At 63.9% G+C, this 23,062-nt stretch carries 22 protein-coding genes, 1 tRNA gene and 1 riboswitch; of the genes, 11 read left to right on the plus strand and 12 right to left on the minus strand.

All coding sequences use genetic code 11. The features are described from left to right. Window positions 1–176 precede the first annotated feature (176 nt). From ED21_RS07605 to ED21_RS07645, 9 genes are all read left to right on the plus strand, one after another. Window positions 177–1,148, plus strand: a complete 972-nt coding sequence (locus ED21_RS07605; RefSeq protein WP_006833287.1) for a metalloregulator ArsR/SmtB family transcription factor — start codon at window positions 177–179, stop codon at window positions 1,146–1,148. Next, entirely contained in the window at window positions 1,145–2,065 is a 921-nt protein-coding gene (gene metF / locus ED21_RS07610; protein ID WP_006833288.1) for a methylenetetrahydrofolate reductase, read from the plus strand. The genes ED21_RS07605 and metF overlap by 4 nt, the downstream gene beginning before the upstream one ends. A 5-nt stretch (window positions 2,066–2,070) precedes the next feature. Further along, the gene (locus ED21_RS07615) at window positions 2,071–3,117 is read left to right on the plus strand and encodes a homocysteine S-methyltransferase family protein (protein ID WP_006833289.1); all 1,047 of its coding nucleotides are present in this window, start codon (window positions 2,071–2,073) and stop codon (window positions 3,115–3,117) included. Window positions 3,118–3,121: 4 nt separating this feature from the next. After that, window positions 3,122–5,749 carry a methionine synthase gene (gene metH, locus ED21_RS07620; protein WP_006833290.1) on the plus strand — a complete coding sequence of 876 codons (2,628 nt, stop codon included), beginning with the start codon at window positions 3,122–3,124 and terminating at the stop codon, window positions 5,747–5,749. Window positions 5,750–5,806: 57 nt separating this feature from the next. Continuing rightward, window positions 5,807–5,903: riboswitch (glycine riboswitch) on the plus strand. A 156-nt stretch (window positions 5,904–6,059) separates the two neighbouring features. Next, a complete protein-coding gene (gcvT, locus tag ED21_RS07625; protein ID WP_006833291.1) occupies window positions 6,060–7,235 on the plus strand; it encodes a glycine cleavage system aminomethyltransferase GcvT in 1,176 nt (391 codons plus the stop codon). Between the two features lie 4 nt (window positions 7,236–7,239). Further along, window positions 7,240–7,611 carry a glycine cleavage system protein GcvH gene (gene gcvH, locus ED21_RS07630; RefSeq protein WP_006833292.1) on the plus strand — a complete coding sequence of 124 codons (372 nt, stop codon included), beginning with the start codon at window positions 7,240–7,242 and terminating at the stop codon, window positions 7,609–7,611. Window positions 7,612–8,054: 443 nt separating this feature from the next. Beyond that, the gene (gene gcvPA / locus ED21_RS07635; protein ID WP_006833293.1) at window positions 8,055–9,422 is read left to right on the plus strand and encodes an aminomethyl-transferring glycine dehydrogenase subunit GcvPA; all 1,368 of its coding nucleotides are present in this window, start codon (window positions 8,055–8,057) and stop codon (window positions 9,420–9,422) included. Beyond that, window positions 9,419–11,044 carry an aminomethyl-transferring glycine dehydrogenase subunit GcvPB gene (gcvPB, locus tag ED21_RS07640; RefSeq protein ID WP_006833294.1) on the plus strand — a complete coding sequence of 542 codons (1,626 nt, stop codon included), beginning with the start codon at window positions 9,419–9,421 and terminating at the stop codon, window positions 11,042–11,044. The genes gcvPA and gcvPB overlap by 4 nt, the downstream gene beginning before the upstream one ends. A gap of 18 nt (window positions 11,045–11,062) precedes the next feature. Further along, window positions 11,063–11,791, plus strand: a complete 729-nt coding sequence (locus ED21_RS07645; RefSeq protein ID WP_006833295.1) for a hypothetical protein — start codon at window positions 11,063–11,065, stop codon at window positions 11,789–11,791. Window positions 11,792–11,933: 142 nt separating this feature from the next. Here ED21_RS07645 and mmsB read toward each other — a convergent pair whose 3' ends face one another. From mmsB to ED21_RS07700, 11 genes are all read right to left on the minus strand, one after another. Further along, window positions 11,934–12,800, minus strand: a complete 867-nt coding sequence (gene mmsB / locus ED21_RS07650) for a 3-hydroxyisobutyrate dehydrogenase (RefSeq protein ID WP_006833296.1) — start codon at window positions 12,798–12,800, stop codon at window positions 11,934–11,936. Between the two features lies 1 nt (window position 12,801). Continuing rightward, on the minus strand, window positions 12,802–13,071 hold the full coding sequence (locus tag ED21_RS07655) for a hypothetical protein (protein ID WP_006833297.1): 270 nt from the start codon (window positions 13,069–13,071) through the stop codon (window positions 12,802–12,804). Beyond that, a complete protein-coding gene (locus ED21_RS07660; protein ID WP_006833298.1) occupies window positions 13,056–13,853 on the minus strand; it encodes an enoyl-CoA hydratase-related protein in 798 nt (265 codons plus the stop codon). The genes ED21_RS07655 and ED21_RS07660 overlap by 16 nt, the downstream gene beginning before the upstream one ends. Then, on the minus strand, window positions 13,850–14,896 hold the full coding sequence (locus ED21_RS07665; RefSeq protein ID WP_006833299.1) for an enoyl-CoA hydratase/isomerase family protein: 1,047 nt from the start codon (window positions 14,894–14,896) through the stop codon (window positions 13,850–13,852). Before ED21_RS07665 ends, ED21_RS07660 begins: the two co-directional genes overlap by 4 nt. A gap of 10 nt (window positions 14,897–14,906) precedes the next feature. Beyond that, on the minus strand, window positions 14,907–16,061 hold the full coding sequence (locus tag ED21_RS07670) for an acyl-CoA dehydrogenase family protein (RefSeq protein ID WP_006833300.1): 1,155 nt from the start codon (window positions 16,059–16,061) through the stop codon (window positions 14,907–14,909). Between the two features lie 52 nt (window positions 16,062–16,113). Continuing rightward, window positions 16,114–16,500, minus strand: a complete 387-nt coding sequence (locus ED21_RS07675) for a RidA family protein (RefSeq protein WP_006833301.1) — start codon at window positions 16,498–16,500, stop codon at window positions 16,114–16,116. Then, window positions 16,497–16,799 (minus strand): I78 family peptidase inhibitor, encoded by a 303-nt coding sequence (locus ED21_RS07680; protein WP_034921771.1) that lies wholly within the window; start codon window positions 16,797–16,799, stop codon window positions 16,497–16,499. The genes ED21_RS07675 and ED21_RS07680 overlap by 4 nt, the downstream gene beginning before the upstream one ends. Further along, window positions 16,796–17,272: a hypothetical protein gene (locus tag ED21_RS07685; protein WP_006833303.1), complete on the minus strand. Its 477-nt coding sequence runs from the start codon at window positions 17,270–17,272 to the stop codon at window positions 16,796–16,798. The genes ED21_RS07680 and ED21_RS07685 overlap by 4 nt, the downstream gene beginning before the upstream one ends. 4 nt (window positions 17,273–17,276) lie before the next feature. After that, window positions 17,277–17,795 carry a hypothetical protein gene (locus ED21_RS14700; RefSeq protein ID WP_006833304.1) on the minus strand — a complete coding sequence of 173 codons (519 nt, stop codon included), beginning with the start codon at window positions 17,793–17,795 and terminating at the stop codon, window positions 17,277–17,279. A 41-nt stretch (window positions 17,796–17,836) separates the two neighbouring features. Beyond that, window positions 17,837–19,330, minus strand: coding sequence for a CoA-acylating methylmalonate-semialdehyde dehydrogenase (locus ED21_RS07695; protein ID WP_006833305.1), 1,494 nt, complete (start codon window positions 19,328–19,330; stop codon window positions 17,837–17,839). An 88-nt stretch (window positions 19,331–19,418) separates the two neighbouring features. Then, entirely contained in the window at window positions 19,419–20,633 is a 1,215-nt protein-coding gene (locus ED21_RS07700; protein WP_006833306.1) for a DUF819 domain-containing protein, read from the minus strand. Window positions 20,634–20,746: 113 nt separating this feature from the next. Here ED21_RS07700 and ED21_RS07705 point away from each other — a divergent pair. Beyond that, window positions 20,747–20,820, plus strand: a tRNA-Gly gene (locus ED21_RS07705). A gap of 15 nt (window positions 20,821–20,835) precedes the next feature. On the opposite strand, the gene ED21_RS07710 is transcribed toward ED21_RS07705, so the two are convergent. Continuing rightward, on the minus strand, window positions 20,836–21,630 hold the full coding sequence (locus ED21_RS07710; protein ID WP_006833307.1) for an SDR family oxidoreductase: 795 nt from the start codon (window positions 21,628–21,630) through the stop codon (window positions 20,836–20,838). 194 nt (window positions 21,631–21,824) lie between these two features. Here ED21_RS07710 and ED21_RS07715 point away from each other — a divergent pair, with 194 nt between their 5' ends. Further along, the gene (locus ED21_RS07715; RefSeq protein WP_006833308.1) at window positions 21,825–23,033 is read left to right on the plus strand and encodes an alkaline phosphatase PhoX; all 1,209 of its coding nucleotides are present in this window, start codon (window positions 21,825–21,827) and stop codon (window positions 23,031–23,033) included. The last annotated feature ends 29 nt before the right edge of the window (window positions 23,034–23,062 follow it).

Genomic DNA, 23,062 nt, shown 5'->3' on the forward strand with positions numbered 1-23,062 from the left:
CGAGCCGAGAATCGCGGCCCCCTCTCTGCATGGGAAAGCGGGCCGGACCGCCAGTGGTGGGCCATAATGGTGAATATACCGTAATCGCGCGCCTTCAGTCGTGCTTTCCGGTGGCAAAGGCGAAGCTTCGTAGTTCCGCATTTACGGACATAAAAATATCTTTATATGTGCCTTCGATGCGAACCGAGACACTTTTCCGCGCGCTGGCCGATCCCACGCGCCTCAGGATCATGCGGCTGCTGGGCTCGATGGAGCTGGCGGTCGGGGAGATTGCGCAGGTTCTCGGCCAGAGCCAGCCCCGCGTGTCGCGCCACATCGGTATCCTCGTGGATGCCGGTCTCGTGGAGCGTCGCCGCGAGGGGAGCTGGATATTCCTGCGCGCGTCGGGCGATGAAGCCGATGCGCCGCCCGTTCGTTCCGATATCGCACGCCTTCTGACCCGCGCGGAAAGCCTCGACCCCGGCTTCGGCGAATCCTGCGAGAGCGATCGCCAGAGACTGGCCGAGATCCGTGCCGCACGTGAGGCGCAGGCGCAGAAGTACTTCGCCGACCACGCCCATGACTGGGACGAATTGCGGCGGCTCCATTCGTCCGACGAGACGGTCGAGGAGGCGCTAGCCAAGGCGCTCGGAGAAGAAAGCCTCGGGCGCCTGCTCGATATCGGTACGGGCACCGGGCGCATGGCGGAACTGTTCGCCGAGAAGGCGGAGCATATCGTGGCGCTGGACAAGAGCCTCGCCATGCTCCGCGTGGCGCGGGCGAAACTGCAGCACCTTTCGGCCGAGCAGGTCGAGGTCGTGCAGGGCGATTTTACCAGCCTGCCGTTCCCGCCGGCCTGTTTCGACACCGTGCTGTTCCATCAGGTGTTGCATTTCGCGCACAGTCCTGCTGCGGCGCTCTACGAAGCGGCGCGTGTTACGGCTGCGGGCGGGCGGATCGCCATCGTCGATTTCGATGCCCACCAGCACGAGGAACTGCGCGAAAAGCATGCTCATGCGCGGCTGGGCTTCGCCAAGACGCAGATGCGCAATCTGCTCGAAGATGCAGGATTCGAACCGCAAGCCCCGATCTCGCTCGACGACGGGGAAATCGGGATCAATATCTGGGTCGCGCAACGGCGCCGGCCCGCAGAAAGGAAAACCGCATGAGCCCGACGCTCGACCAAATGCGCGAAGCCCAGCGCGCGCTGGAAGCCCCCCTGTTCTCCGGCCTGCCGGGGGATATTGACGTGAGTTTCGAATTCTTCCCGCCCAAGACGGAGAAGATGGCCGAGACCCTTTGGTCGAGTGTGAAGACGCTCGAACCGCTCGACCCGCGTTTCGTGTCGGTGACCTATGGCGCGGGGGGATCGACCCGCGAGCGTACGCATGACGCGGTGCGCCGCATCGTGGCGGAAACCGGCATTCCCGCCGCCGCCCATCTCACCTGCGTCCAGGCGACGCGCGAGGAAGTGGACGAGGTTGCGCGCCAGTATTGGGAAGAGGGCGTGCGCCACATAGTCGCCCTGCGCGGCGACGCGCCGGATGCGCAGGCCGGCTATGCTCCCCATCCGGGCGGCTACGAGAACGCGGCCGACCTCATCGCGGGCCTCACGAAGATCGCCGACTTCGAGATTTCGGTGGCCGCCTATCCCGAGGTGCACCCGGATTCGCCGGACCGTCAGTCCGATCTGGACAATCTCAAACGCAAGTTCGACGCAGGCGCGACCCGGGCGATCACCCAGTTCTTCTTCGAACCGGAATGCTTCTTCGACTTCCGCGACAAGGCGGCGGCTGCAGGCATCGATGGCGAAATCGTACCAGGCATCATGCCGGTGATGAGCTTTGCTGCCGTGCAAAAGATGAGTGGCCTGTGCGGAACCGCCATTCCCGACTGGATGGAGGGCCTGTTCGACGGGCTCGACGAGCGCCCCGCGGCGCGCCAGCTGGTCAGCGCCACCATCGCCGCCGAAATGTGCCGCCGCCTCTATGCTGGCGGCGTGCGCCAGTTTCACTTCTACACCCTCAACCGCGCCGAACTGAGCTATGCGATATGCCACATGCTCGGTCTGCGCCCGAAAGCGTGACCTCCATGTCCAAACGCCAAGAATTCGAAGCCGCCGCGGCAACGCGTATCCTGATCAAGGACGGCCCCTACGGTACGGAAATCCAGCGCGCCAAGCTGGCGGCGGGGGACTATGCCGGGGATACCGGCCTGAAGGATGACCAGAAGGGCAATAACGACCTCGTCAACCTGACCCAGCCGCAGGTCATCCGAAAAATCTGCGACAGCTATATCGACGCTGGCGCGCATATCCTCGCCACCAACACCTTCAACGCCAACCGGATCAGCCAGGCCGATTACGGGGCCGAGCATCTGGTCCACGAAATCAATGTCTCGGCGGCGAAGATCATCCGCGAGGCCATCGACGAGGCGACAGCGAAGGATGGCGTGCCGCGGTTCGTGGCCGGCGCCATGGGGCCGACCAACAAGACCCTGTCCCTGTCCCCCAATGTCGAGGACCCGGGCTTTCGCGAAGTCAGTTTCGACGAGATCGTGGAGGTCTATGTCGAACAGGCCCGCGGCCTCATCGAGGGCGGGGCGGACTTCATCCTGATCGAGACGGTTTTCGACACGCTCAATTGCAAGGCCGCGGTAATGGCGGTCAAGCAGCTGGAGCGCGAGCTCGGGCAGGACATCCCGCTGATGATCTCGCTCACGCTGACCGACCTGTCGGGCCGCAATTTGTCGGGCCACACGGTCGAGGCGTTCTGGCACACGGTGCGTCATGCAAAACCGCTGACGATGGGGCTGAATTGCAGCTTCGGCGCGGAGCAGCTGCGCCCCCATGTCCAGATCCTCTCGGACATCGCCGATTGCTATCTCATGGCCTATCCCAACGCGGGCCTGCCCAACGATCTGGGCGAATATGACGAACTGCCCGAAACCACCGCCGCGCTGACACGGGTCTGGGCCGACAACGGCCGGATCAACGCGCTCGGTGGTTGCTGCGGCTCCACCCCGGCGCATATCGCCGCCATGGCGAAGAAGGTCGAAGGCGTCGCCCCGCGCGCGCTGCCCACTGTCGACCAGCACATGCGCCTCGCTGGTCTTGAACCCTTTACGATTGCTGCCTGAACCTATGTCCGACCTAACGACTGCCCGCTTCGTCAATATCGGCGAACGCACCAATGTGACCGGCTCGGCCCGGTTCAAGAAGCTGATCCTTGCCGACGATTACGAAACCGCCGTGGAGGTCGCGCGCGACCAGGTGGAGAACGGCGCGCAGGTGATCGACGTCAATATGGACGAAGGCCTGCTCGACGCGACCAAGGCCATGACTACCTTCCTCAAGCTGATCGCCGCCGAACCCGATATCGCGCGGGTGCCGGTGATGATCGACAGTTCCAAGTGGGACGTGATCGAGGCGGGTCTCAAATGTGTATCCGGCAAGCCGATCGTCAATTCGATCAGCATGAAGGAAGGCGAGGATGCGTTTCTCGACCACGCCCGCAAATGCATGGACTATGGCGCCGCCGTGGTCGTGATGGCCTTCGACGAGGAGGGGCAAGCGGACACGAAAAACCGCAAGGTCGAAATCTGCGGCCGCGCCTATGATTTGCTGATCGGCATCGGCTTCCCGCCCGAAGACATTATCTTCGACCCCAACGTCTTTGCCGTTGCGACCGGCATCGAGGAGCACGACCGCTACGGGCTCGATTTCATCGAGGCGGTGCGCGAGATCAAGCAGCGCTGTCCGCTGGTCAAGACGAGTGGCGGCCTCTCCAACCTCTCCTTCAGCTTTCGCGGCAACGAGACCGTGCGCCGCGCGATGCATTCGGTGTTCCTGTTCCACGCGATTCCGGCAGGGCTCGACATGGCGATCGTCAACGCGGGCCAGCTCGACGTCTACGACCAGATCGACCCGGAACTGCGCGAAGCCTGCGAGGACGTGATCCTCATGCGGCGTCCGGAAGCGACGGAGCGTCTGATCGCGCTCGCCGAAAGCTATCGCGGCAAGAGCGCAGCGGACGAAAAGGCCGCGGAGGAATGGCGCGGCTGGGACGTGAAGAGGCGGCTCGAGCACGCGCTGGTCAAGGGGATCGACGCCCATGTCGTCGACGACACCGAAGAGGCGCGCGAGCTGATCGCAGCTGGCGGCGGCCGCCCGATCGAAGTCATCGAAGGCCCCTTGATGGACGGCATGAACGTCGTCGGCGACCTCTTCGGCAGCGGCAAGATGTTCCTGCCGCAGGTGGTCAAATCCGCGCGCGTCATGAAGAAGGCTGTCGCCCACCTTATCCCCTTCATCGAGGCGGAGAAGGACGCGCTGCCCGAGGAAGAGCGCAAGGCCAAGGGCAAGATCGTGATGGCGACCGTGAAGGGCGACGTGCACGATATCGGCAAGAACATCGTCGGCGTGGTCCTACAGTGCAACGGCTACGAAGTGATCGACCTTGGCGTCATGGTGCCTTGGGCCAAGATCCTCGAAACCGCGCGCGAGGAAAAGGCGGATATGATCGGCCTGTCCGGCCTCATCACGCCCTCGCTCGACGAGATGGTGACCGTGGCCGAGGAGATGCAGGCGGCGGGAATGGACATGCCACTGCTGATCGGCGGCGCGACCACCAGCAAGGTCCACACCGCGCTGCGTATCGACAAGGCCTATGAAGGCCCTGTGATCCACGTTCTCGACGCCAGCCGCGCGGTGGGCGTCGCCAGCCGTCTCCTGTCCGACACCCAGCGCGACGAGTTCGTGGAGACGACGGCGGCCGATTACGTGAAGGTGCGCGAGGCGCGCGAGGGAAAGGCGCAGAGCGTCCTCCTCGGTCTCGAGGAAGCGCGCGCCAACGCCTACGATCCCTTCTATTCCGATCGCGCGGCCCCGCCGCTGCGCCCGGGCATCCATAGCTTCGACAACTGGTCGCTGGAGGATTTGCGCGAGTGCATCGACTGGACACCCTTCTTCCGTGCCTGGGAACTGCACGGGACCTATCCCAAGATTCTCGATGACGAGGTGGTGGGCGAAACCGCGCAGCAATTGAAGGCCGATGCCGATGCCATGCTCGACCGCATCATTGCCGGCCAGTGGCTGACGGCAAAGGGTGTGGCGGGCTTCTGGCCCTGTGCGCGCGATGGCGACGATGTAACGCTCCACCTGGCCGACCGCGAGGAGCGGGTGGTGCTTCCTTTCCTGCGCCAGCAAATCAAGAAAAGCCGCGAGCGCGCCAATATGTGCCTTGCCGACTTCATCGATCCGGCGGGCGACTGGATCGGCGGCTTTGCCGTCGGCATCCACGGGATCGAAGAGCATTCCAAGCGCTTTCAGGAGGACAAGGACGATTACTCCGATATTCTCCTCAAAGCGCTGGCCGACCGCTTCGCCGAGGCTTTTGCCGAACGTCTCCACCAGCACGTGCGCACCGATTTGTGGGGCTACGCGCCGCAGGAACAGCTCACAAACGAGGCGCTGATCAAGGAAGAGTATCGCGGCATCCGCCCGGCTCCCGGCTATCCGGCCTGTCCCGATCACAGCCTCAAGCCGATCTTGTTCGACCTGCTCGACGTGGAGGCCAACGCCGGCCTCACCCTGACCGAGAATTTCGCCATGCTGCCGACGGCTGCGGTGAGCGGCCTCTATTTCGGCCATCCCGAAGCGCAATATTTCGGCGTGGCGCGCATCGGGCGCGACCAGCTGGAAGACTACTCCGCGCGGCGCGGTGTGGATATCGCCACGGCGGAACGCTGGCTCAGGCCCAATCTGGATTGACCCCGCGCGCATAGTCGCGCAGGGCGTTTCGCGTCGGCCAAGGAAGCGATTCTGCGGCGGGCGCGCACGGGAGAGCCTGTGCGGGGGACACCCGCACAGCGCCGAAGGAGCAACCGCCCCGGAAACTCTCAGGCCAACGGACCGTGCGCTGCCATCGACACTCTGGAAAGCGTCGCAGCTTCGTGCCGTGGCCACCGAAGGGGTAAGCGCGCTCATCTGCGCGCCAGTCTCTCAGGTTTCCCGACAGAGGGGGCATGGGTTGGTTTTCGCGTGCCGCACGGCGCGCCCCCATGCTTTTGAAGGACGGGACTTGAGCGAAGAACACGACAACACCGATGGTGAAATCCAGACGCTGCCGCTGGACGCATGGCATCGCCGCAAGGGCGCGCGCATGGTGCCCTTTGCCGGTTACGAGATGCCGATCCAGTACGAAGGCATCGTCGCCGAACACAACTGGACGCGCGAGCAAGCGGGCCTGTTCGATGTGAGCCACATGGGCCAGCTGATGGTTACGGGCGACAAGGCCGCCGAGGAACTCGAAAAGCTCCTGCCCGGCGCCATCTCATCGCTGAAGCCCGGCCGCACGCGCTATTCGCTGCTGATGGCCGAAAATGGCGGCATTCTCGACGATCTCATGGTCACCAACGCCACGTCTTGGATCGAAGGTGAAGAGGAGGAAGGCACGGAAGGCCACTGGGGTGATCCCGCCTATTACCTCGTCGTCAACGGCGCGATGAAGTGGAACGATATCGCCCACCTTCGCGAGCATCTCGACGACGATGTTACGCTCGCCCACATGGATGACCACGCGCTGGTCGCCTTGCAGGGGCCGAACGCCGCGACGGCGCTCAATCGCGTGATGCGCAACGTCATCGACGACATGGTCTTCATGGACTCGGTCTGCCACGATTTCGGCGAATGGCCGCTGCGCATCACCCGCTCGGGCTATACCGGCGAAGACGGCTTCGAGATTTCGCTTCCGGCCGAGCACGCAGAGACCTTCTGCAACCGCCTGTGCGCCGAAATCGAAGTGCGCCCCATCGGCCTCGGCGCGCGCGACAGCCTGCGCCTGGAAGCGGGCCTTCCGCTCTACGGCCACGACATCACCACCGAGACCGATCCCGTTTCCGCCGACCTCCTCTTCGCGCTGACCAAGAAGCGCCGCGAGGAAGGCGGCTGGATGGGCCATGAAGCGGTCGCCAAGGTGCTTGCCGATGGGCCGGCGCAAAAGCGCGTCGGCCTCGACATCGAAGGCCGCCTGCCGGCCCGCGAAGGCGCGCTGGTCTATTCGGGCGACAAACAGGTCGGCCGCGTCACCAGCGGCGGCTTCTCGCCAACGCTCCAGCGCCCGATCGCCATGGCCTATATAGACACCGCGCTCGCTTCCGAAGGAACCGAAGTCGAGGTCGAGGTTCGTAACAAGAAACTGTCTGCGAAGGTTGCATCGATGCCCTTCGTCCCCCACCGCTATCACAGAGGGAAGTGACCTGATGGCCCGTTATTTCACCGATGAACACGAATGGATCGACTTGGAAGGCGACACCGCCACGGTCGGCATCACCGATTTCGCGCAAGGCCAGCTGGGCGACATCGTCTTCGTCGAACTGCCTGAAGTCGGCACCATGGTCGAAAAGGGCAAGGACGCCGCCGTGGTCGAAAGCGTCAAGGCGGCGAGCGACGTTTACGCGCCTCTGTCGGGCGAGGTCGTCGAGGTGAACGACGGGCTGGAAGACGATCCCGCGCTCGTCAATTCCTCGCCCGAGGAAGACGGCTGGTTCTTCAAGATGGCGATCTCCGACAAGTCCGAGCTCGAAGGGCTGATGGACGACAAGGCCTACAAGAGCTTCTGCGACGGGCTTTGATGCGGGCGACAACCGTCCCGATCCTGGTCGTCAGCTTGACGGGCTGTGCGGAAGCAAGTCCCACGGCCGATGGTGAGAACGAGTTGGTGGGGATTGTCACTCCCGCTCAAGTGGGAGCGAATATTCACGATTGGGATGGTCAGATCGTCACAGTCGAAGGTTGGCTAGGTCGCTGTGAGGAGCTTGATTGCATGCTGTATTCCGACCCAGCCGATCGTAAGATTCTTGAGCAAGGAGGAGAATGGTCGACCGCTCAGGAGCACGCTTTGCGGCGTACCCTAAGTGTGGGTGCTGACGATACCTTCGACGCTTCCGCCCTTCCTCTGCAAAACAGTCGGGTTCGAATACGAGGTCGTGTTAACGATATGTGTTGGCCGGCAAATTGTTCTGATCGCGCGCCCGACATAGAGCCACTTTCAATTCAACCTGCCGAGACAAATTAAATGCGCTACCTACCCCTGACTGACGCCGACCGTTCGGCAATGCTTGAGAAAATCGGTGCGCCCGATGTGGACGCGTTGTTTGTCGATGTGCCCGAAGAAGCGCGGCTCGACGGGCCGATCCACGGGCTGCCGATGCACGCCAGCGAAATGGCGGTCGAAAAGCATATGCGCCGCCTGTCGAAGAAGAACCTGGCCGCTTCCGATGCAGCCTTCTTCCTCGGTGCAGGGGCGTACAAGCACCATGTCCCGGCATCCGTCGACCACATCATCCAGCGCGGCGAGTTCCTGACCGCCTACACGCCCTACCAGCCGGAAATCGCACAGGGCACGCTGCAGATGCTGTTCGAATTCCAGAGCCAGGTCGCGCATCTCTATGGCTGCGCGGTGGCCAACGCCTCGATGTACGATGGCTCGACCGCCTGCTGGGAAGCGGTCGCGATGGCGAGCCGCGTCGCCCGCGGCAAGAAGCGCAAGGTCGTGCTCTCGGGCGCGCTGCACCCGCATTACGCCGAGGTCGTGAAGACCATGGCGAAGTTCACCGACGACGAGATCGCCCACGCCAAACCCGCGATGCAGGCGGAGCCGGACAACGCCGGGCTGATGGCGCGGATCGACGACGACACCAGCTGCGTCGTGGTGCAATATCCCGACATCCTCGGCCGCGTGACCGACCTCCAGCCGATCGCCGATGCCGCGCATGAAAAGGGCGCGCTGCTGATCGTCGTCAACACCGAGCCGGTAGCTCTGGGTGCGATCAAGTCGCCCGGCGAAATGGGAGCGGATATCGTGGTGGGCGAAGGCCAGTCGATCGGCGTCGGCCTCCAGTTCGGTGGACCCTACCTCGGCCTCTTCGCCGTGCGCGATCCCAAGCATGTCCGCATGATGCCCGGCCGCCTCTGCGGCGAAACGCAGGACGCGGAAGGCAAGCGCGGCTATGTGCTGACGCTGAGCACACGCGAGCAGCATATCCGCCGCGAGAAGGCGACGTCGAATATCTGCACCAACTCCGGCCTCTGCGCGCTGGCGTTCAGCGTCCACATGACGCTGCTGGGCGAGAAGGGCCTGCGTCAGCTTGCCGCCGAGAACCATCGTCTCGCCCGCATCGCAGCCGACAAACTGGCCCAAGTGCCGGGCGTTTCGGTCCTCAACGACAGTTTCTTCAACGAATTCACCATCCGTCTCGGCCAGGACGCCCGCACAGTGGTGCGCCGCCTCGCCAAGGATAACGTACTTGCGGGCGTGTCGCTCGGCCGCCTGTTCCCGAGCCATGAGGATCTGTCCGACGGCCTCATCGTTGCGGTCACTGAGGCCACTACGGAGGAGGATATCGATACCCTCGTTTCCGCACTGAAGGAGGCGCTGGCATGAGCACTCCCAACCAGTCCGGCTGGAAGCCCGGCAGCCCCGTCCAGGATCACAACGCCATGACCGGTCCCGACACCGTCACCGGCAACCGCGCGCTGATGCTCGAGGAACCGCTGATCTTCGAAATCGGCACCACCGAGACGACGGGCGTCGACCTGCCCGAAGCCACCAGTGGTTCGAACCGCCTAGGCGGACTCGAGCGTAGCGATGCCATCGGCCTTCCGGGTCTTTCCGAGCCGGAAACTGTGCGCCACTACACGCGCCTCAGCCGCCAGAATTACGCCATCGACCTCGGGCTCTTCCCGCTCGGCAGCTGCACGATGAAGCACAACCCGCGCCTCAACGAAAAGGTCGCGCGGATGCCCGGTTTTGCCGATGTCCACCCGCTGCAGCCGGTCGATACGGTGCGCGGCGCGCTCGAGGTCATCAACGAACTCGCGTTCTGGCTGATCGACCTCACCGGCATGCACGGCGTCGCGATGAGCCCCAAGGCGGGCGCGCATGGCGAATTGTGCGGCATCCTCTGCATCCGCGCTGCGCTGGAAGCGCGGGGCGATGCCCGCAAGGTCATTCTCGTGCCCGAAAGCGCGCATGGCACCAACCCCGCCACCGCCGCCTTCGCCGGCTACGAGATCGAGGACATTCCGGCCAACAGCGACGGCCGCGTCGATCTCGATGCCTTGAAGAGCCGCCTTGGCCCCGATGTCGCGGGCGTGATGATCACCAACCCCTCGACGCTCGGCCTGTTCGAGCGCGACCTCAAGGCCATTTCCGATGCGGTCCACGAGGCGGGCGGCTTCGTTTATTGCGACGGCGCGAATTTCAACGCCATCGTCGGCAAGGTCCGACCCGGCGATCTTGGCGTCGATGCGATGCACATCAACCTGCACAAGACATTCTCCACCCCGCATGGCGGCGGCGGCCCGGGTTCGGGCCCGGTGGTGCTGTCCGAAGCACTCAGCCCCTTCGCTCCGCTGCCTTATACCGCGCGCACGAAGGACGGGGTCGTCCACCTTGTCGAGGAAGAGGATGCCGACGCTTTTTCCGAAGAGCATTTCGGTGGTCGGATGGAGCACTTCGGCCGCATGACCGCCTTCCACGGCCAGATGGGCATGTTCACCCGCGCGCTGGCTTATATCCTCAGCCACGGTGCGGACGGGCTGCGGCAGGTGGCGGAAGATGCGGTGCTCAACGCCAACTACATCCTGCGCAGCCTCGAGGACTTGCTCGACGCGCCTTTCGGCCACAGCGGCCCCTGCATGCACGAAGCTCTGTTCAGCGATAAGGGTTTCGCCGAGGACATCTCGACGCTCGATCTTGCCAAGGCGCTGATCGACGAGGGCTACCACCCGATGACCATGTATTTCCCACTGGTGGTGCATGGCGCAATGCTGGTGGAGCCGACCGAGACCGAGAGCAAGGCAGCGCTCGACCAGTTCATCACGGCGCTGCGCAGCGTGGCGAAACGGGCGCGCGCGGGCGACGAAAGCCTCAAGACCGCGCCGCATTACGCGCCGCGCCGTCGCCTCGACGAGACGCTGGCCGCGCGCAAACCCGTGCTGGCGTGGGAAGAACCGAGCCCTCCCGGTGGCACGCCGACGATGAGCGAGCAGGGCGGGCGGTAAGCGTCTCCTCATGCGGACATGAAGATCGTCTTCAGCCGCAAGGGCTTCGACAGCGCAGCGGGCGGCGGTGCCTCGCCGATCGTAGACGGTGTGCCGTTAAGCCTGCCGATCCCGGCGGGCACGGCCTCGCGCACGACCTATGGCGATCTCGGGCTGGGCGAGCACGCTGCAAGGGCCAGCCGCGGAAAGTTGGGCGCGGAGGACCTATGCCATCACGACCCGATGTTCCGCAGCGACGGTACCTGCCTCTTCGGCCAGGTCGGCGCGGCGCAGACGCATCTGGCGAACCAGGGCGTGGGGGTGGGCGATGTCTTTCTCTTCTTCGGCCTGTTTCGTGAGGAGGAAACCGGAGAGCCGCATCACCGTATCTTCGGCTGGATGCAGATCGAGCGCATGGTCGATCTTGCGAGTTGCCGCGAAGAGGAGCGTGAGGAACTGGCAGTCCTTGGCCATCCCCACGCGATTGCCCTGCATGGCAACAACGACTGCATCTATGTGGGACCGGGCGGCACTGCGGCCCGCGTAAGCGAAGCTTTGCGGCTGACGGTCCCGGGCGGCCCGCCGAGCCTGTGGCAGCGCCCCGAGTGGCTTCGCAAGGGCGGCCTCACCTATCACGACCGCGCGGATCGCTGGCTACGTGGAAAGCGCCTGAAGAGCGTTGCGCGGGGGCAGGAATTCGTTGCCGACATCGGTCGCCGTGAGGCACCACGGCGCTGGCTTGAGACGATCCTGGCCGAATTCCTGTGAAGAATTCAGAATTAATCCAGATTCCAGAGGGAGACTTCGCCGGAAAGTCGACGTAACAGGAAGGCGGTATCGCGGTGCTGCCCCGAGCCTTTCGGACAGTCGCCCAACTGGCGGCGTCGCGATACCAATCCCCCTTTTATCGTCAGAGCGTCTTGATCACCGCCGAGAAGTCGAGCCCGCCATTTTCTTCGGCAAAGGCCTCGTATATCTCGGTTGCGTGGCGGCCCAGCGCCGTGGTGGCATCGACGCTACCCGCTGCTTCCATCGCGAGGCGCAAATCCTTCAGCATCAGAGCGGTGGCGAAGCCGCCCTGGTAGTCCTTGTCCGCCGGGCTCTCGACGCCCACGCCCGGCATCGGCGTATAGGCGTTGAGCGGCCAGCAATAGCCCGAGCTTTGCGAGCTGATCTCGTAGAACTTCTGCGGATCGAGGCCGAGCTTCTTGGCCATCGTCATGGCTTCGGTTGTTCCGATCATGGTGATGGCGAGAAGCATGTTGTTGCAGATTTTCGCTGTCTGGCCCGCGCCCGCGTCCCCTGCGTGGATCACAGCCTTGCCCATCGCGTTCAGCACCTCATCGGCCCGCTTGAAAGCCTTCTCGGTACCGCCAACCATGAAGGTGAGCGTGCCGCCATTGGCCGCCGCGATCCCGCCCGAGACGGGGGCATCGACCATGTCGTAACCGGCCGCCTCGGCCTTGGCGATGACGTCCTTGGCGGTAGCGACGTCGACGGTCGAACAGTCGAGCAGCACCGCGCCTGCCGGAGCCTTGCCGATGACGCTGGTTTCATAGACCGATTTCACGATCCCGCCGTTGGGAAGCATCGTCACCACCCCATCGACACCCTGAACCGCTTTGGCTGCGTCGGTGAAGGTCGCGCAGCCAGAATCTTTGGCCGTCGCAAGCGCGTCTTCCGACAAGTCGAAAGCATTGACCGCGTGCCCCGCCTTCACGAGGTTCGCGGCCATCCCGCCGCCCATGTTGCCGAGGCCGATGAAGGCGATTTTCATGTCACTCTCCCAAAAGAGAAAGGACCGCTACGCCGCCGAGGATCATGAGCGGTCCGAATATTAGCAAGAGCACCGGCTGGACGTAGGCCGTCATCCGGTCCCATCGATTGAATGGCAGGGGCTCATTTTCCTTACCTGCCTTGAGGATAGCCGCTTCGATCAGACTAATCCGCTCTTCGCGCCGGTGTCGCCATCCGTAGATGCCGAACCAAACGAACAGAGCGCCGAACGCCAGCAGGCCGAAACCCTTTAGGATTACCTCCCAGTCCACTTGCCCTCGCGCTTTTCGACGAAGGCGGCCATCCCTTCCTTCTTGTCCTCGCTCGTGGTGAGGATTTGGAAGATGCGGCGTTCGATGATCAGGCCCTGGTCGAGACTGGTTTCGAAGGCGGCGTTGACCATCTCCTTGTTCGCGATGGCGGCCATCGGTGGCATCGAAGCAATCTGGGCCGCGGTCTTCAGGGCGTCTTCGAGCAAATCGTCATGCGGCACCACGCGCGCGACGAGGTTACTGCGTTCGGCTTCCTCGGCGCCCATCATGCGGCCCGTCAGGCACATTTCCATGGCTTTCGATTTGCCGATGGCCTTGGTGAGGCGCTGCGATCCGCCCATGCCCGGCGCAACGCCTAGCTTGATTTCGGGCTGACCGAACTTGGCGTTTTCCGAAGCGATGATGAAGTCCGACATCATCGCAAGTTCGCACCCGCCGCCGAGCGCGAAGCCGTTGACCGCAGCGATCCATGGCTTGCGGGTCTTTTTCACGATCTCGCTGGTCCAGGGCGCAAAGAAATCGTCGAGATAGAAGTCGGCCGCGTCCTTCTCGCTCATTTCCTTGATGTCGGCGCCGGCGGCAAAGGCCTTGTCGCCCGAGCCGGTAAGCACTGCGCACAGCTGGCTGCTGTCGGCCTGGTAGGCGGCCAAAGCCTCGATCAATTCCTCGAGCACTTTCGAATTGAGTGCGTTGAGCGCCTTGGGGCGGTTCAAGGTGATCAGCGTAACCGCGTCACGCTGTTCGACGGTGATGGTTTCGTAGCTTGCGGGTTCTGGGCTCATAGGGGTTTCCATTCCTCATCGGCGGGAAGCGGGGCGAAGATGCTGTCGAGCAGTTCCTCGCTCACGCCCTCGGGCGTGGCCGGATCCCATTTGGGGTCGTTCGTCTTGTCCACGATCACTGCGCGCACGCCTTCGGCAAAGTCGGGCCGGGTAAGTACGCGGCTGGCGATGCGGTATTCCATGACCATGTTGTTGGCGAAGCTGTCGAGCTTCTCGCTTGTCGCTAGCTGACGCAGCGCGACCTTGCAGGTCTGCGGGCTCTTGGTGCGCAGGGTGGCGAGTTCTTTGGCCGCCCAGTCGCTGTCCTCGGCCTCGAGGCTGGCGAGGATGTCCTCGTAGCGGTCGGAGGCGAAGTGGCGGGCGATCTTTTCCGCATTGCCTTCGATGCGCGCTTCGGGCGGCGTCTCGGACAGTTCGGAAAGGATACCGGCGATCCGGTCGGGATGCTCGACGATGCGCGCCTTGGCTTCCTCCAGCCTTTCGGACGCAAGGTAATGCGTGGCGATGCCGGCCCAGACGCATTCCGCGCCGTCGAGCCGCGCGCCGGTCAGCGCGAGGAACTGGCCGAGCCTCCCGCCGAAGCGCGCAAGATGCCAGCCGCCGCCCACATCGGGGAAGAGGCCGATGCCGGTTTCGGGCATGGCGAAGCGCGTGTGCTCGGTCGCGACGCGGTATTTGCAGGGCAGGGCAATGCCCACGCCGCCGCCCATGGTGATCCCGTCCATGAAGGCCACGATGGGCTTTGGATAGGTCATAATCTGGTTGTTGAGCTGGTACTCGTCATGGAAGAAAGCGCGGCCCGAGGCCCCGCCATCGTTCAGCGCCGAATTGCGCAGAAGGTTGATGTCGCCGCCTGCGCAAAAGCCGCGCCCCTCGGCGTGATCGAGGATCACCGCCTCGACCGCATCGTCCGCTGCCCACTCGGTCAGCGCAGCGCTCATCGCGTGACACATGTCGAGCGTCAGCGCGTGAAGCGCCTTGGGCCGATTGAGCGAGATATGGCCGATGCGGCCGTGTGTGTGAATGTTTACCTGGTCGGTCATCGCGCTTTCCTTACTGGCGCAGCAGGTCGCGGCCCACGATCATGCGCATGACCTGGTTCGTGCCTTCGAGGATCGAGTGCACGCGCAGGTCGCGCCAGAAGCGCTCGATCGGGTATTCGCGCAAATAGCCATAGCCGCCGAAGAGCTGGAGCGCGTCGTTGACGATCTTGCTGCCGCTGTCGGTGGCGAGGCGCTTGGCCATGGCGGAGAAGCGCGATTTGTCGGGCGCGTTGTCCGTCACCTTGGCTGCGGCTAGGTAAAGCAGCGCACGCGCCGCCTCCAGATCGGTCGCCATGTCGGCGAGCATGAACTGGGTGTTCTGGAAGTCAGAAATGGGCGTGTCGAACTGCTTGCGGTCCTTGGTGTAGGCCACCGCTTCATCAAGGCAGCGCTGCGCCCCGCCGAGCGAGCAAGCGCCAATGTTGAGGCGGCCGCCGTCGAGACCCATCATCGCAAAACGAAAGCCTTCGCCTTCATCGCCAACGCGGTTGGCGACCGGCACGCGCGCGTCCTCGAAGATCACCTGCGCCGTGGGCGACGCATTCCAGCCCAGTTTTTTTTCCGGTTTGCCGAAGGAAATGCCGGGCGTGTCCTTGTCGATCACGAGACAGGTGATGCCCTTGGTCTTGTGATCGGACGTGCGGACCATGGTGACGTAAACGTCGTTGAAGCCGCCGCCCGAAATGAACTGCTTGGTGCCATTGAGGACGTAATGATCGCCGTCGAGCCTGGCGGTGGTCTTGAGTCCTGCTGCGTCCGAGCCGCTGCCCGGTTCGGTCAGCGCATAGCTGGCGATCTTGTCCATAGTGACGAGGTCGGGGAGGTATTTCTCCTTCACTTCCGCCCCGCCGAACTGGTCGATCATCCAGGCGGCCATGTTGTGGATCGAGATATAGGCGCTGGTTGCCGGGCAGCCATAGGCCATGGCTTCCATGATCAGCGCGGCTTCCAGCCGGCCGAGGCCGATGCCGCCGCTTGTCTCCGACACATAGATCGCGCCGAAGCCGAGTTCCGCGCTCTGCTTGATAACGTCGCGCGGGAAATGCGACTTTTCGTCCCATTCCGCAGCGTGCGGCGTGATGTTGTCGGCGGTGAAGCGCTGCGCCATTTCCTGGATCTGCAGCTGTTCTTCGGTGAGCTGGAATTGTCCTGCATTTGTAGTCATGCCGCGCGCTCTAGCCCCCTCCTTGCCGCAAGGGAAGGGGCGCTTCGCAACCTCACGAAACGATTGCTTCGGCCTCGATTTCGACTTTCCATTCCTTGCGGCATAGCCAGCTTGCGCCGACCATCGTTGCGGCGGGGCGCGCTTCGCGGAAGAAGCGAGCGTGAACTTCTCCCACCGCAGCCTGGTCGTCGAAGTTGGTGAGGAACATGCGGGTGCGCACGATATCGGCTGCCGAGCCGCCCAGTTCCTCGATCGCGCGCAGGATCAGGACGCAGCAGCGCTCCGCCTGCGTGGCCGCATCGCCAGCGGTCGAAGAACCGTTGTCCTCCACCGGCCCGGTGCCCGCGACGGTGATGCGATTGCCTTCGCGAACCGCCCGGGCGAAGCCGAAGCGTTTCTCGAAAGGCGATCCGGTGTAGGCGTGCTGTCGTGTGCTCACCCGCAATAGATCCGCGTGATCACGTCTTGCGCGTCATAGATCACGTTTACCCGGTCCTGCCGGTAATCCATCGTGAAAACGCTGTCAGGCGGCCCCCAGCGCAGCACGCGCGCATCGCTCATGGCGAGCACGCTCTTGCCGATGGAGGAGGTGGCCGTGCGCCCAATGAATTGCTGCGCTTCGGTAGCGTTGCAGGACGCAGGCGGCGCGTCGGGCGCGTCGAGACTTCCGGTAGGGCGATCCATGGGTATGCAGGCTCCGGCCAGCAGGGCGAGGGGGAGGGCGGCAGTGCGGATCATGTCTGGCACTTCGTATAGGTAAGCGGTTCGGCCATGGCGTCTTCTCCATATTCGGTGCGCGTGAGTTCGGTGCCGTCTTCGCTGATGGCAAGCCGGATGTCGCGCGTCCATTCCTCGCCTTCACCGGTAAAGGCGTAGGTGGCGCGAAGGTCTCCCTCGCCGCTTTCCGAAACCGCGCCCAGCGTCGCCACGAATTCGTAGAAGCGGAGTTGGTCCTCCGAAATCGTGATCGCGCCCTTGGCGTCGCCATTCTCATCGGTGCAGTCACCGGGATTGATGCCCCAGCGCCCGTGAAAGGCTGCGGGGATGGTTGTCACGTCGGTTTCCGGCAAGGGTTCGGCTCCGTCGCCAATGCCGCCATCGGGTTCGACCGGGATCATCGTCTCCTCACCTTCGGGCCGCTCCTCGATGGGGTCGGAGCAGGCGGCCAGCGCGAGCGGGGCGAAGGTGATAAGGGCAAGGATCGAACGCATAGGGTTACTCCGGGCAGCGAATGTATCGGGTGACGTCCATCCCGCCGTTGCCCTTGTCGGCGTTGACGACGAGAGTGCCGCCCGGCTGGAGCGCGAAATCGCGGCGCTCGCTGGTGGGCGTGTCGGCATAGGTGGTGTCGAAAGTGGCGTCGATCATGCGGTCGGTGCGCGCGTGTACCTCCATGATCCGGCCGCCGGTCTCGAAATAGCTGTAGCCCTCGTCGCGCACGGTTATTAGGCGGTCCCAGTCGATGTTCCCGCGCAGGCGCGGGTCGCAATCCTGAGGCGTGGGCGTGCGGCCGAGATCGTCCTTGTGCCAGTCGCCGTGCATGGCGGAAGGCATGGTCTTGGCGAGCGGCGCATTGCGGGTCTCGCTCAACGGGGGAGTCGGCGCGGGTGTGGATTCTTCGAGCGGGGCCTGGTCGGGCAAGCGCTCGGCCGCTTCGTCGCCTGCCCTGTCGCAAGCTGCCAGCAGGAAGGGCAGGGAGAGGGCGGCAAGGCGGGGGAGCGCACCGAATGTCATGTGCCCCCAACGCCTCTCCGTTCCAAATTATCCCGCCGGGATCATCCCATCGTCGGGATGACGAAGGCGTTCGACCCGTCGCCGCCGCCGTCGGGCCAGCGCTGGGTGACTTTCTTGGCCTTGGTCCAGAACTTGAGGCCTTCCATGCCGTACTGGTCGATGTCGCCGAAGCCCGAACGCTTCCAGCCGCCGAAGCTGTGGTAGCTCACGGGGACGGGGATCGGCACGTTGATGCCGACCATGCCGACGTTGACGCGGGATGCGAATTCGCGCGCCGCGTGGCCGTTGCGGGTGAAGATGGCGACGCCGTTGCCGTACTGGTGTTCGCTCGGCAGCCTGACCGCTTCCTCGAAATCCTTCGCGCGCACGATCTGGAGCACGGGCCCGAAAATTTCTTCCTTGTAGCTTTCCATGTCGGCGGTGACGCGGTCGAGCAGCGTCGGGCCGACGAAGAAACCGTCCTCATGGCCCTGCAGCGTGAAGCCGCGACCGTCGATGACGACTTCGGCGCCCTCATTCTCGGCCGTGTCGATCCAGCCTTCGACCCGCGCCTTGTGTTCGGGCGTGACGACGGGGCCGTAATGCGCATCGGGATCGTTCGAGACGCCGACGCGCAGCGCGTTGATCGCGGGGATCAGCTTGTCGCGCAGGCGGTTGGCGGTGTCCTCGCCCACGGGGACGACCACGGGCAGCGCCATGCAGCGTTCGCCCGCCGAACCGAAGGCGGCCCCGGCAAGGTCGTTGACCACCTGGTCGAGATCGGCGTCGGGCATGACGATGCCGTGGTTCTTCGCCCCGCCGAAGGCCTGCACGCGCTTCGCGTTCGCCGTGCCGCGCGAGTAGATGTACTGGGCGATGTCGGAGGAGCCGACGAAGCTTATGGCCGGAATGTCGGGATGGTCGAGGATGGCGTCGACCATTTCCTTGTCGCCATGAACGACCTGCAGCAATCCTTCGGGCGCGCCGGCTTCGAGGAACAGTTCGGCGAGACGTACCGGAACGCTCGGGTCGCGCTCCGACGGCTTGAGAATGAAGGCGTTACCCGCCGCAATCGACATGCCGAACATCCACATCGGGATCATGGCCGGGAAGTTGAACGGGGTGATGCCTGCTCCGATGCCGAGCGGCTGGCGCATCGAATAGACATCGATGCCGGGGCCTGCGCCTTGCGTGTACTCGCCCTTCAGAGCCTGCGGGATGCCGCAGGCAAATTCGATCACTTCGAGGCCGCGCTGTACGTCGCCATGCGCGTCCTCGACAACCTTGCCGTGCTCGCTCGAGAGGAGCTCAGCCAATTCCTGCTTGTGCGCCTCGACCAGTTCCTTGAACTTGAACATGACACGGGCGCGGCGCTGCGGATTGGTCGCCGCCCATTCGGGCTGGACCTTCTTGGCCGCATCGACCGCCTGCTGGAGCAGTTCCGCGCCGCCGAGCGCGACTTCGGCCTGTACCTCGCCCGTGGACGGGTTCCAGATCTTGTGCTTGCGGGTGGGGGCCGGGCTATTGCCGACAATGAAATGGTCAACCTGACGCATGGGGGAATCCTCTCTTTTCTTGCCAACGGCCTTGGCAAGGGGAGGGTCCGAAATCAACCGGTTTCAGATGAAACCTTTGGTCGATGGGCTATCCGACCGCTGCCATCAACTGCGCGCACAGGATCGCGCCATAGGTCCCAAGCGCATAACCGAGGACTGCCAGCAGCACGCCGACGGGGGCCAGGGCCGGGTGGAAGGCCGCCGCCACGACCGGAGCCGAGGCCGCTCCGCCGACATTCGCCTTGCTGCCCACGGCGACGAAGAAGAACGGCGCCTTGATAAGCTTGGCAACCACCAGCAGCAGCACGACGTGGATGATCATCCAGATCAGGCCGACGGCGAAGAAACCCGGCGCATCGCCCAGCTGCGTCACGTCCATCTTGGTGCCGATGATTGCGACCAGCAGGAAAATGAAGAGCGTGCCAAACTTGCTTGCGCCGACGCCTTCGAGATTGCGCGCACGGGTGAAGCTGGCGCCAAGGCCCAGCGTGGTCGCCACGACGACGACCCAGAAGAAGCTGCTCGCCAGCGTTGCGTCTTCGCCCTGCCAATCGGCGAAGACGCCGCCGAGGAAGCTGCCGGCGAGGTGGCACAGGCCGACCACGGCCAGCGTGGCGCCGAACAGGAGGACGTAATCATTGGCCTTGGCGACGCGTTCAACCGAGCTGGTGTAGTCCGCCATCTTGTCGCGCAGGGCGTCGATCGCGCTGCTGTCCGCGCCGAGCCAGCGGTCGACCCGCTCGCTCGCGCCGGCGCCATAGAGGAGGAAGATCATCCAGATATTGGCGACAATGATGTCGACCGCAATGAGCGCCGAATAGCGTTCGATGTTGTAGCCGTAGACCTCGAGCATGGCGGTCTGGTTCGCGCCGCCGCCGATCCAGCTTCCGGCCAGCGTTGCGAGACCGCGCCAGGCTGCGTTGTCACCCGTGCCGATGATGGAAGGATCGAACTGCGCCACGGCCCACAGCGCGATCGGACCGCCGATCACGATGCCCAGCGTTGCGGTGAGGAACATGATGATGGCCTTGCTGCCGAGCCCGAGAATCCCCTTCAGATCTATGCTGAGTGTCATTAGGAACAGCGCGGCGGGCAGGAAGAAGTCCTTCGCCACAGTCCAAAGATTGCTCTCGCTCACGTCGATCAGGCCGAAGGTGACCATCAGCGATGGCACGAGATAACAGACGAGGATGATCGGCACGAAGGTGTAGAACTTCGTCCAGCCGGGCCGGTCGCGCGTTGCGAAGACGAAAGCGAGCACAAGGCCGAGAAGGCCGAGAATTATCCGGTCGTCAGTGATCATTGTGTGGCGAAACCCGTCCCAAATCGTTTTCCTGTCGGCCTGCCTAGCGAGGGCGGAGGCGAAAAACCATGTTGACCGGCACGCTGGCCACAGGCAAATCGCCGCTCCGGGCTGCGGGTATGATGTAATGGTAGCCTGCCAGCTTCCCATGCTGGACGCGCGGGTTCGATTCCCGCTACCCGCTCCACTCGCCTGACCTTCTCTATTTCGGCGGCATCCGGATAGCACCGTCCAACCGGAACTGGTGCCCGTTGATATAGCTGTTGCCGGAAATTTCGCAGATGAGCGAGGCAAATTCCTCCGGTTCGCCGAGCCGCTTGGGGAAGGGCACGCTGCCGTTCAGCTGGTCCCACATTTGTGGGTTGCGATCCTTCATGCCCAACATCAGCGGGGTGGCGAAAATGCCCGGCATGACCGAGTTCACACGGATGCCTAGGTCCATCAAATCGCGCGCCATGGGCAGGACAAGGCCGTTCACGCCCGCCTTGCAACTGCCGTAGATAACTTGCCCGATCTGGCCGTCCTGAGCCGCCACGCTGGCGGTGAGCGTGATGCACCCGCGCTCGCCGTCTGCGTTCAGCGGCTCGCTGTTGCCCATGCCTAACGCTGAATGGCTAGCGATGCGGTAGGATGAGACGAGGATGCCTTCTGCCCCATAGGCGTAGTCCTCGGTCGAGAGGCGCTTGTAGCCGCCCGCTTGCTTGTCCCATCCCAGCGTCTTGCCGCGGCGGCTGGTCATGGCGCAATGGACGGTGACGCGTTCCTGCCCGTGGGCGCTGCGTGCCTTTTCAAAACCGTCGACGACCGATTGCTCGTCGGTGATGTCGACGCGCGCAAACGTGCCGCCGATCGCCTTGGCGTGCGCCTTGCCTGCCTCTTCGTTCACGTCGAAGATCGTCACCTTGAGCCCGAGGTCGGCCAGCGCCTTCGCGCTCGCCTTGCCCAGACCGCTGGCCCCGCCCGTGACCACTGCCGCCATGCCTTCGGTCAGTTTCATCTTCGCTCTCCCTGCTGTCATTTGCCTGGCGCACTGCTATCGCATGGCAAAGGCCATACCGCCAACGGAGAGTCGCATGCCTGCAAACCTTCATCGCCGCCAGTTCCTGTCCGCCACCGCGAGTGCCTTTGCCGCGCTCTCGCTGAGCGGCTGCATGACCCGCGGCGCGTCGCGCTGGGCGAACTTCACCGGCTATGGCGACCTGGTCCCCCGATCCGGCCGGTCTGCTCGACCTGCCCGAAGGCTTTTCCTACCGCCTGCTCTCCAGCCTTGGCGATGCGATGAGCGATGGCGGGACGGTGCCCGACAAGGCCGACGGGATGGGCTGCCTGCCGCTCGATGGCGGCAAGATGGCGCTGGTACGCAATCACGAGCTTGTCCCGAGCGACGGGGCAGGGGCCACGCTCACGCAAGGCTACGACAAGGCGGCAGGGCGCATGGTGCTCCCTGGCGGGACGACTACTCTCGTGCTCGACGGCACCACCCTGGAGAAAACGCGCGAGTTCCGGTCCTTTGCCGGATCGATCCGCAATTGTTCGGGCGGTGTCACGCCGTGGGGAAGCTGGCTGACCTGCGAGGAATTCGTTTCGGAGCCGCAGCACATTGCGCCCGACAAGCTGGGTACAGACCACGGATGGATCTTCGAAATTCCGGCCGATGCCAACGCGCAGGTCAATCCGGCTCCGCTGAAGGCAATGGGTCGGTTCAACCACGAAGCGGCCTGCGTCGATCCGGAAACCGGCCTCGTCTACCTGACCGAGGACCGCGACGATTCGGCGCTTTATCGCTTTGCCCCCAAGGTGCCGGGCGATCTTGCGAAGGGCGGTCAACTCCAGGCCATGCGCATCGTCGGCCTACCCGACACACGCAATTGGGATACGGCAGAGATGCAGGTGGGCAAGCGTTACGCGGTGGAATGGTTGCCTCTCGCGGACGTGGAAGCGCCGCTCGACGATCTGCGCCAGCGCGCAGCAGCGCAGGGCGCATCGCGTATCGCACGGGGCGAAGGCATCCATATGGGGCTGGACGAACTCTTCGTCTGCTCGACCAGCGGGGGCGCGAAGAAGCTTGGGCAAGTGTTCAAACTCATCCCAGGCCGCGGCGTCAGGGGCGACGAGATCGAACTCTTCTTCGAGAGCACCGATCCGGCACAATTCAACTATGGCGACAATCTCACCGTCGCCCCCAACGGCCATCTGATCGTGTGCGAGGACCAGTATACCGAGGTGGTCGACAATCGCCTCATCGGCATCACGCCGCTGGGCGCGCCCTATGTGTTCGGGCGGCTCAATTTGCAGACTGAGCTTGCTGGCGGCTGCTTCTCGCCCGACGGCAAGTGGTTCTTTGTAAACGCCTACTCGCCGACCCGGACGGTTGCGATCACAGGGCCTTGGGCGGTCTAACCAGCTAACCGATTAGCTGCTCGCGCCAT

It is taken from the genome of Erythrobacter sp. SD-21, from assembly GCF_000181515.1.
Lineage (GTDB): Bacteria > Pseudomonadota > Alphaproteobacteria > Sphingomonadales > Sphingomonadaceae > Qipengyuania.

Excerpts from the sequence above, each read along its gene's own strand:
- metF (WP_006833288.1), top strand. The coding sequence starts at position 1,145 with ATGAGCCCGACGCTCGACCAAATGCGCGAAGCCCAGCGCGCGCTGGAA.
- gcvPB (WP_006833294.1), top strand. The coding sequence starts at position 9,419 with ATGAGCACTCCCAACCAGTCCGGCTGGAAGCCCGGCAGCCCCGTCCAG.
- ED21_RS14700 (WP_006833304.1), bottom strand. The coding sequence starts at position 17,795 with ATGACATTCGGTGCGCTCCCCCGCCTTGCCGCCCTCTCCCTGCCCTTC.
- metH (WP_006833290.1), top strand. The coding sequence starts at position 3,122 with ATGTCCGACCTAACGACTGCCCGCTTCGTCAATATCGGCGAACGCACC.
- ED21_RS07710 (WP_006833307.1), bottom strand. The coding sequence starts at position 21,630 with ATGAAACTGACCGAAGGCATGGCGGCAGTGGTCACGGGCGGGGCCAGC.
- ED21_RS07680 (WP_034921771.1), bottom strand. The coding sequence starts at position 16,799 with ATGATCCGCACTGCCGCCCTCCCCCTCGCCCTGCTGGCCGGAGCCTGC.
- ED21_RS07605 (WP_006833287.1), top strand. The coding sequence starts at position 177 with ATGCGAACCGAGACACTTTTCCGCGCGCTGGCCGATCCCACGCGCCTC.
- ED21_RS07660 (WP_006833298.1), bottom strand. The coding sequence starts at position 13,853 with ATGAGCCCAGAACCCGCAAGCTACGAAACCATCACCGTCGAACAGCGT.
- ED21_RS07670 (WP_006833300.1), bottom strand. The coding sequence starts at position 16,061 with ATGACTACAAATGCAGGACAATTCCAGCTCACCGAAGAACAGCTGCAG.
- ED21_RS07715 (WP_006833308.1), top strand. The coding sequence starts at position 21,825 with ATGGCGACCTGGTCCCCCGATCCGGCCGGTCTGCTCGACCTGCCCGAA.
- ED21_RS07695 (WP_006833305.1), bottom strand. The coding sequence starts at position 19,330 with ATGCGTCAGGTTGACCATTTCATTGTCGGCAATAGCCCGGCCCCCACC.
- ED21_RS07685 (WP_006833303.1), bottom strand. The coding sequence starts at position 17,272 with ATGCGTTCGATCCTTGCCCTTATCACCTTCGCCCCGCTCGCGCTGGCC.
- mmsB (WP_006833296.1), bottom strand. The coding sequence starts at position 12,800 with ATGAAAATCGCCTTCATCGGCCTCGGCAACATGGGCGGCGGGATGGCC.
- ED21_RS07645 (WP_006833295.1), top strand. The coding sequence starts at position 11,063 with ATGAAGATCGTCTTCAGCCGCAAGGGCTTCGACAGCGCAGCGGGCGGC.
- ED21_RS07615 (WP_006833289.1), top strand. The coding sequence starts at position 2,071 with ATGTCCAAACGCCAAGAATTCGAAGCCGCCGCGGCAACGCGTATCCTG.
- gcvPA (WP_006833293.1), top strand. The coding sequence starts at position 8,055 with ATGCGCTACCTACCCCTGACTGACGCCGACCGTTCGGCAATGCTTGAG.
- gcvH (WP_006833292.1), top strand. The coding sequence starts at position 7,240 with ATGGCCCGTTATTTCACCGATGAACACGAATGGATCGACTTGGAAGGC.
- ED21_RS07700 (WP_006833306.1), bottom strand. The coding sequence starts at position 20,633 with ATGATCACTGACGACCGGATAATTCTCGGCCTTCTCGGCCTTGTGCTC.
- ED21_RS07665 (WP_006833299.1), bottom strand. The coding sequence starts at position 14,896 with ATGACCGACCAGGTAAACATTCACACACACGGCCGCATCGGCCATATC.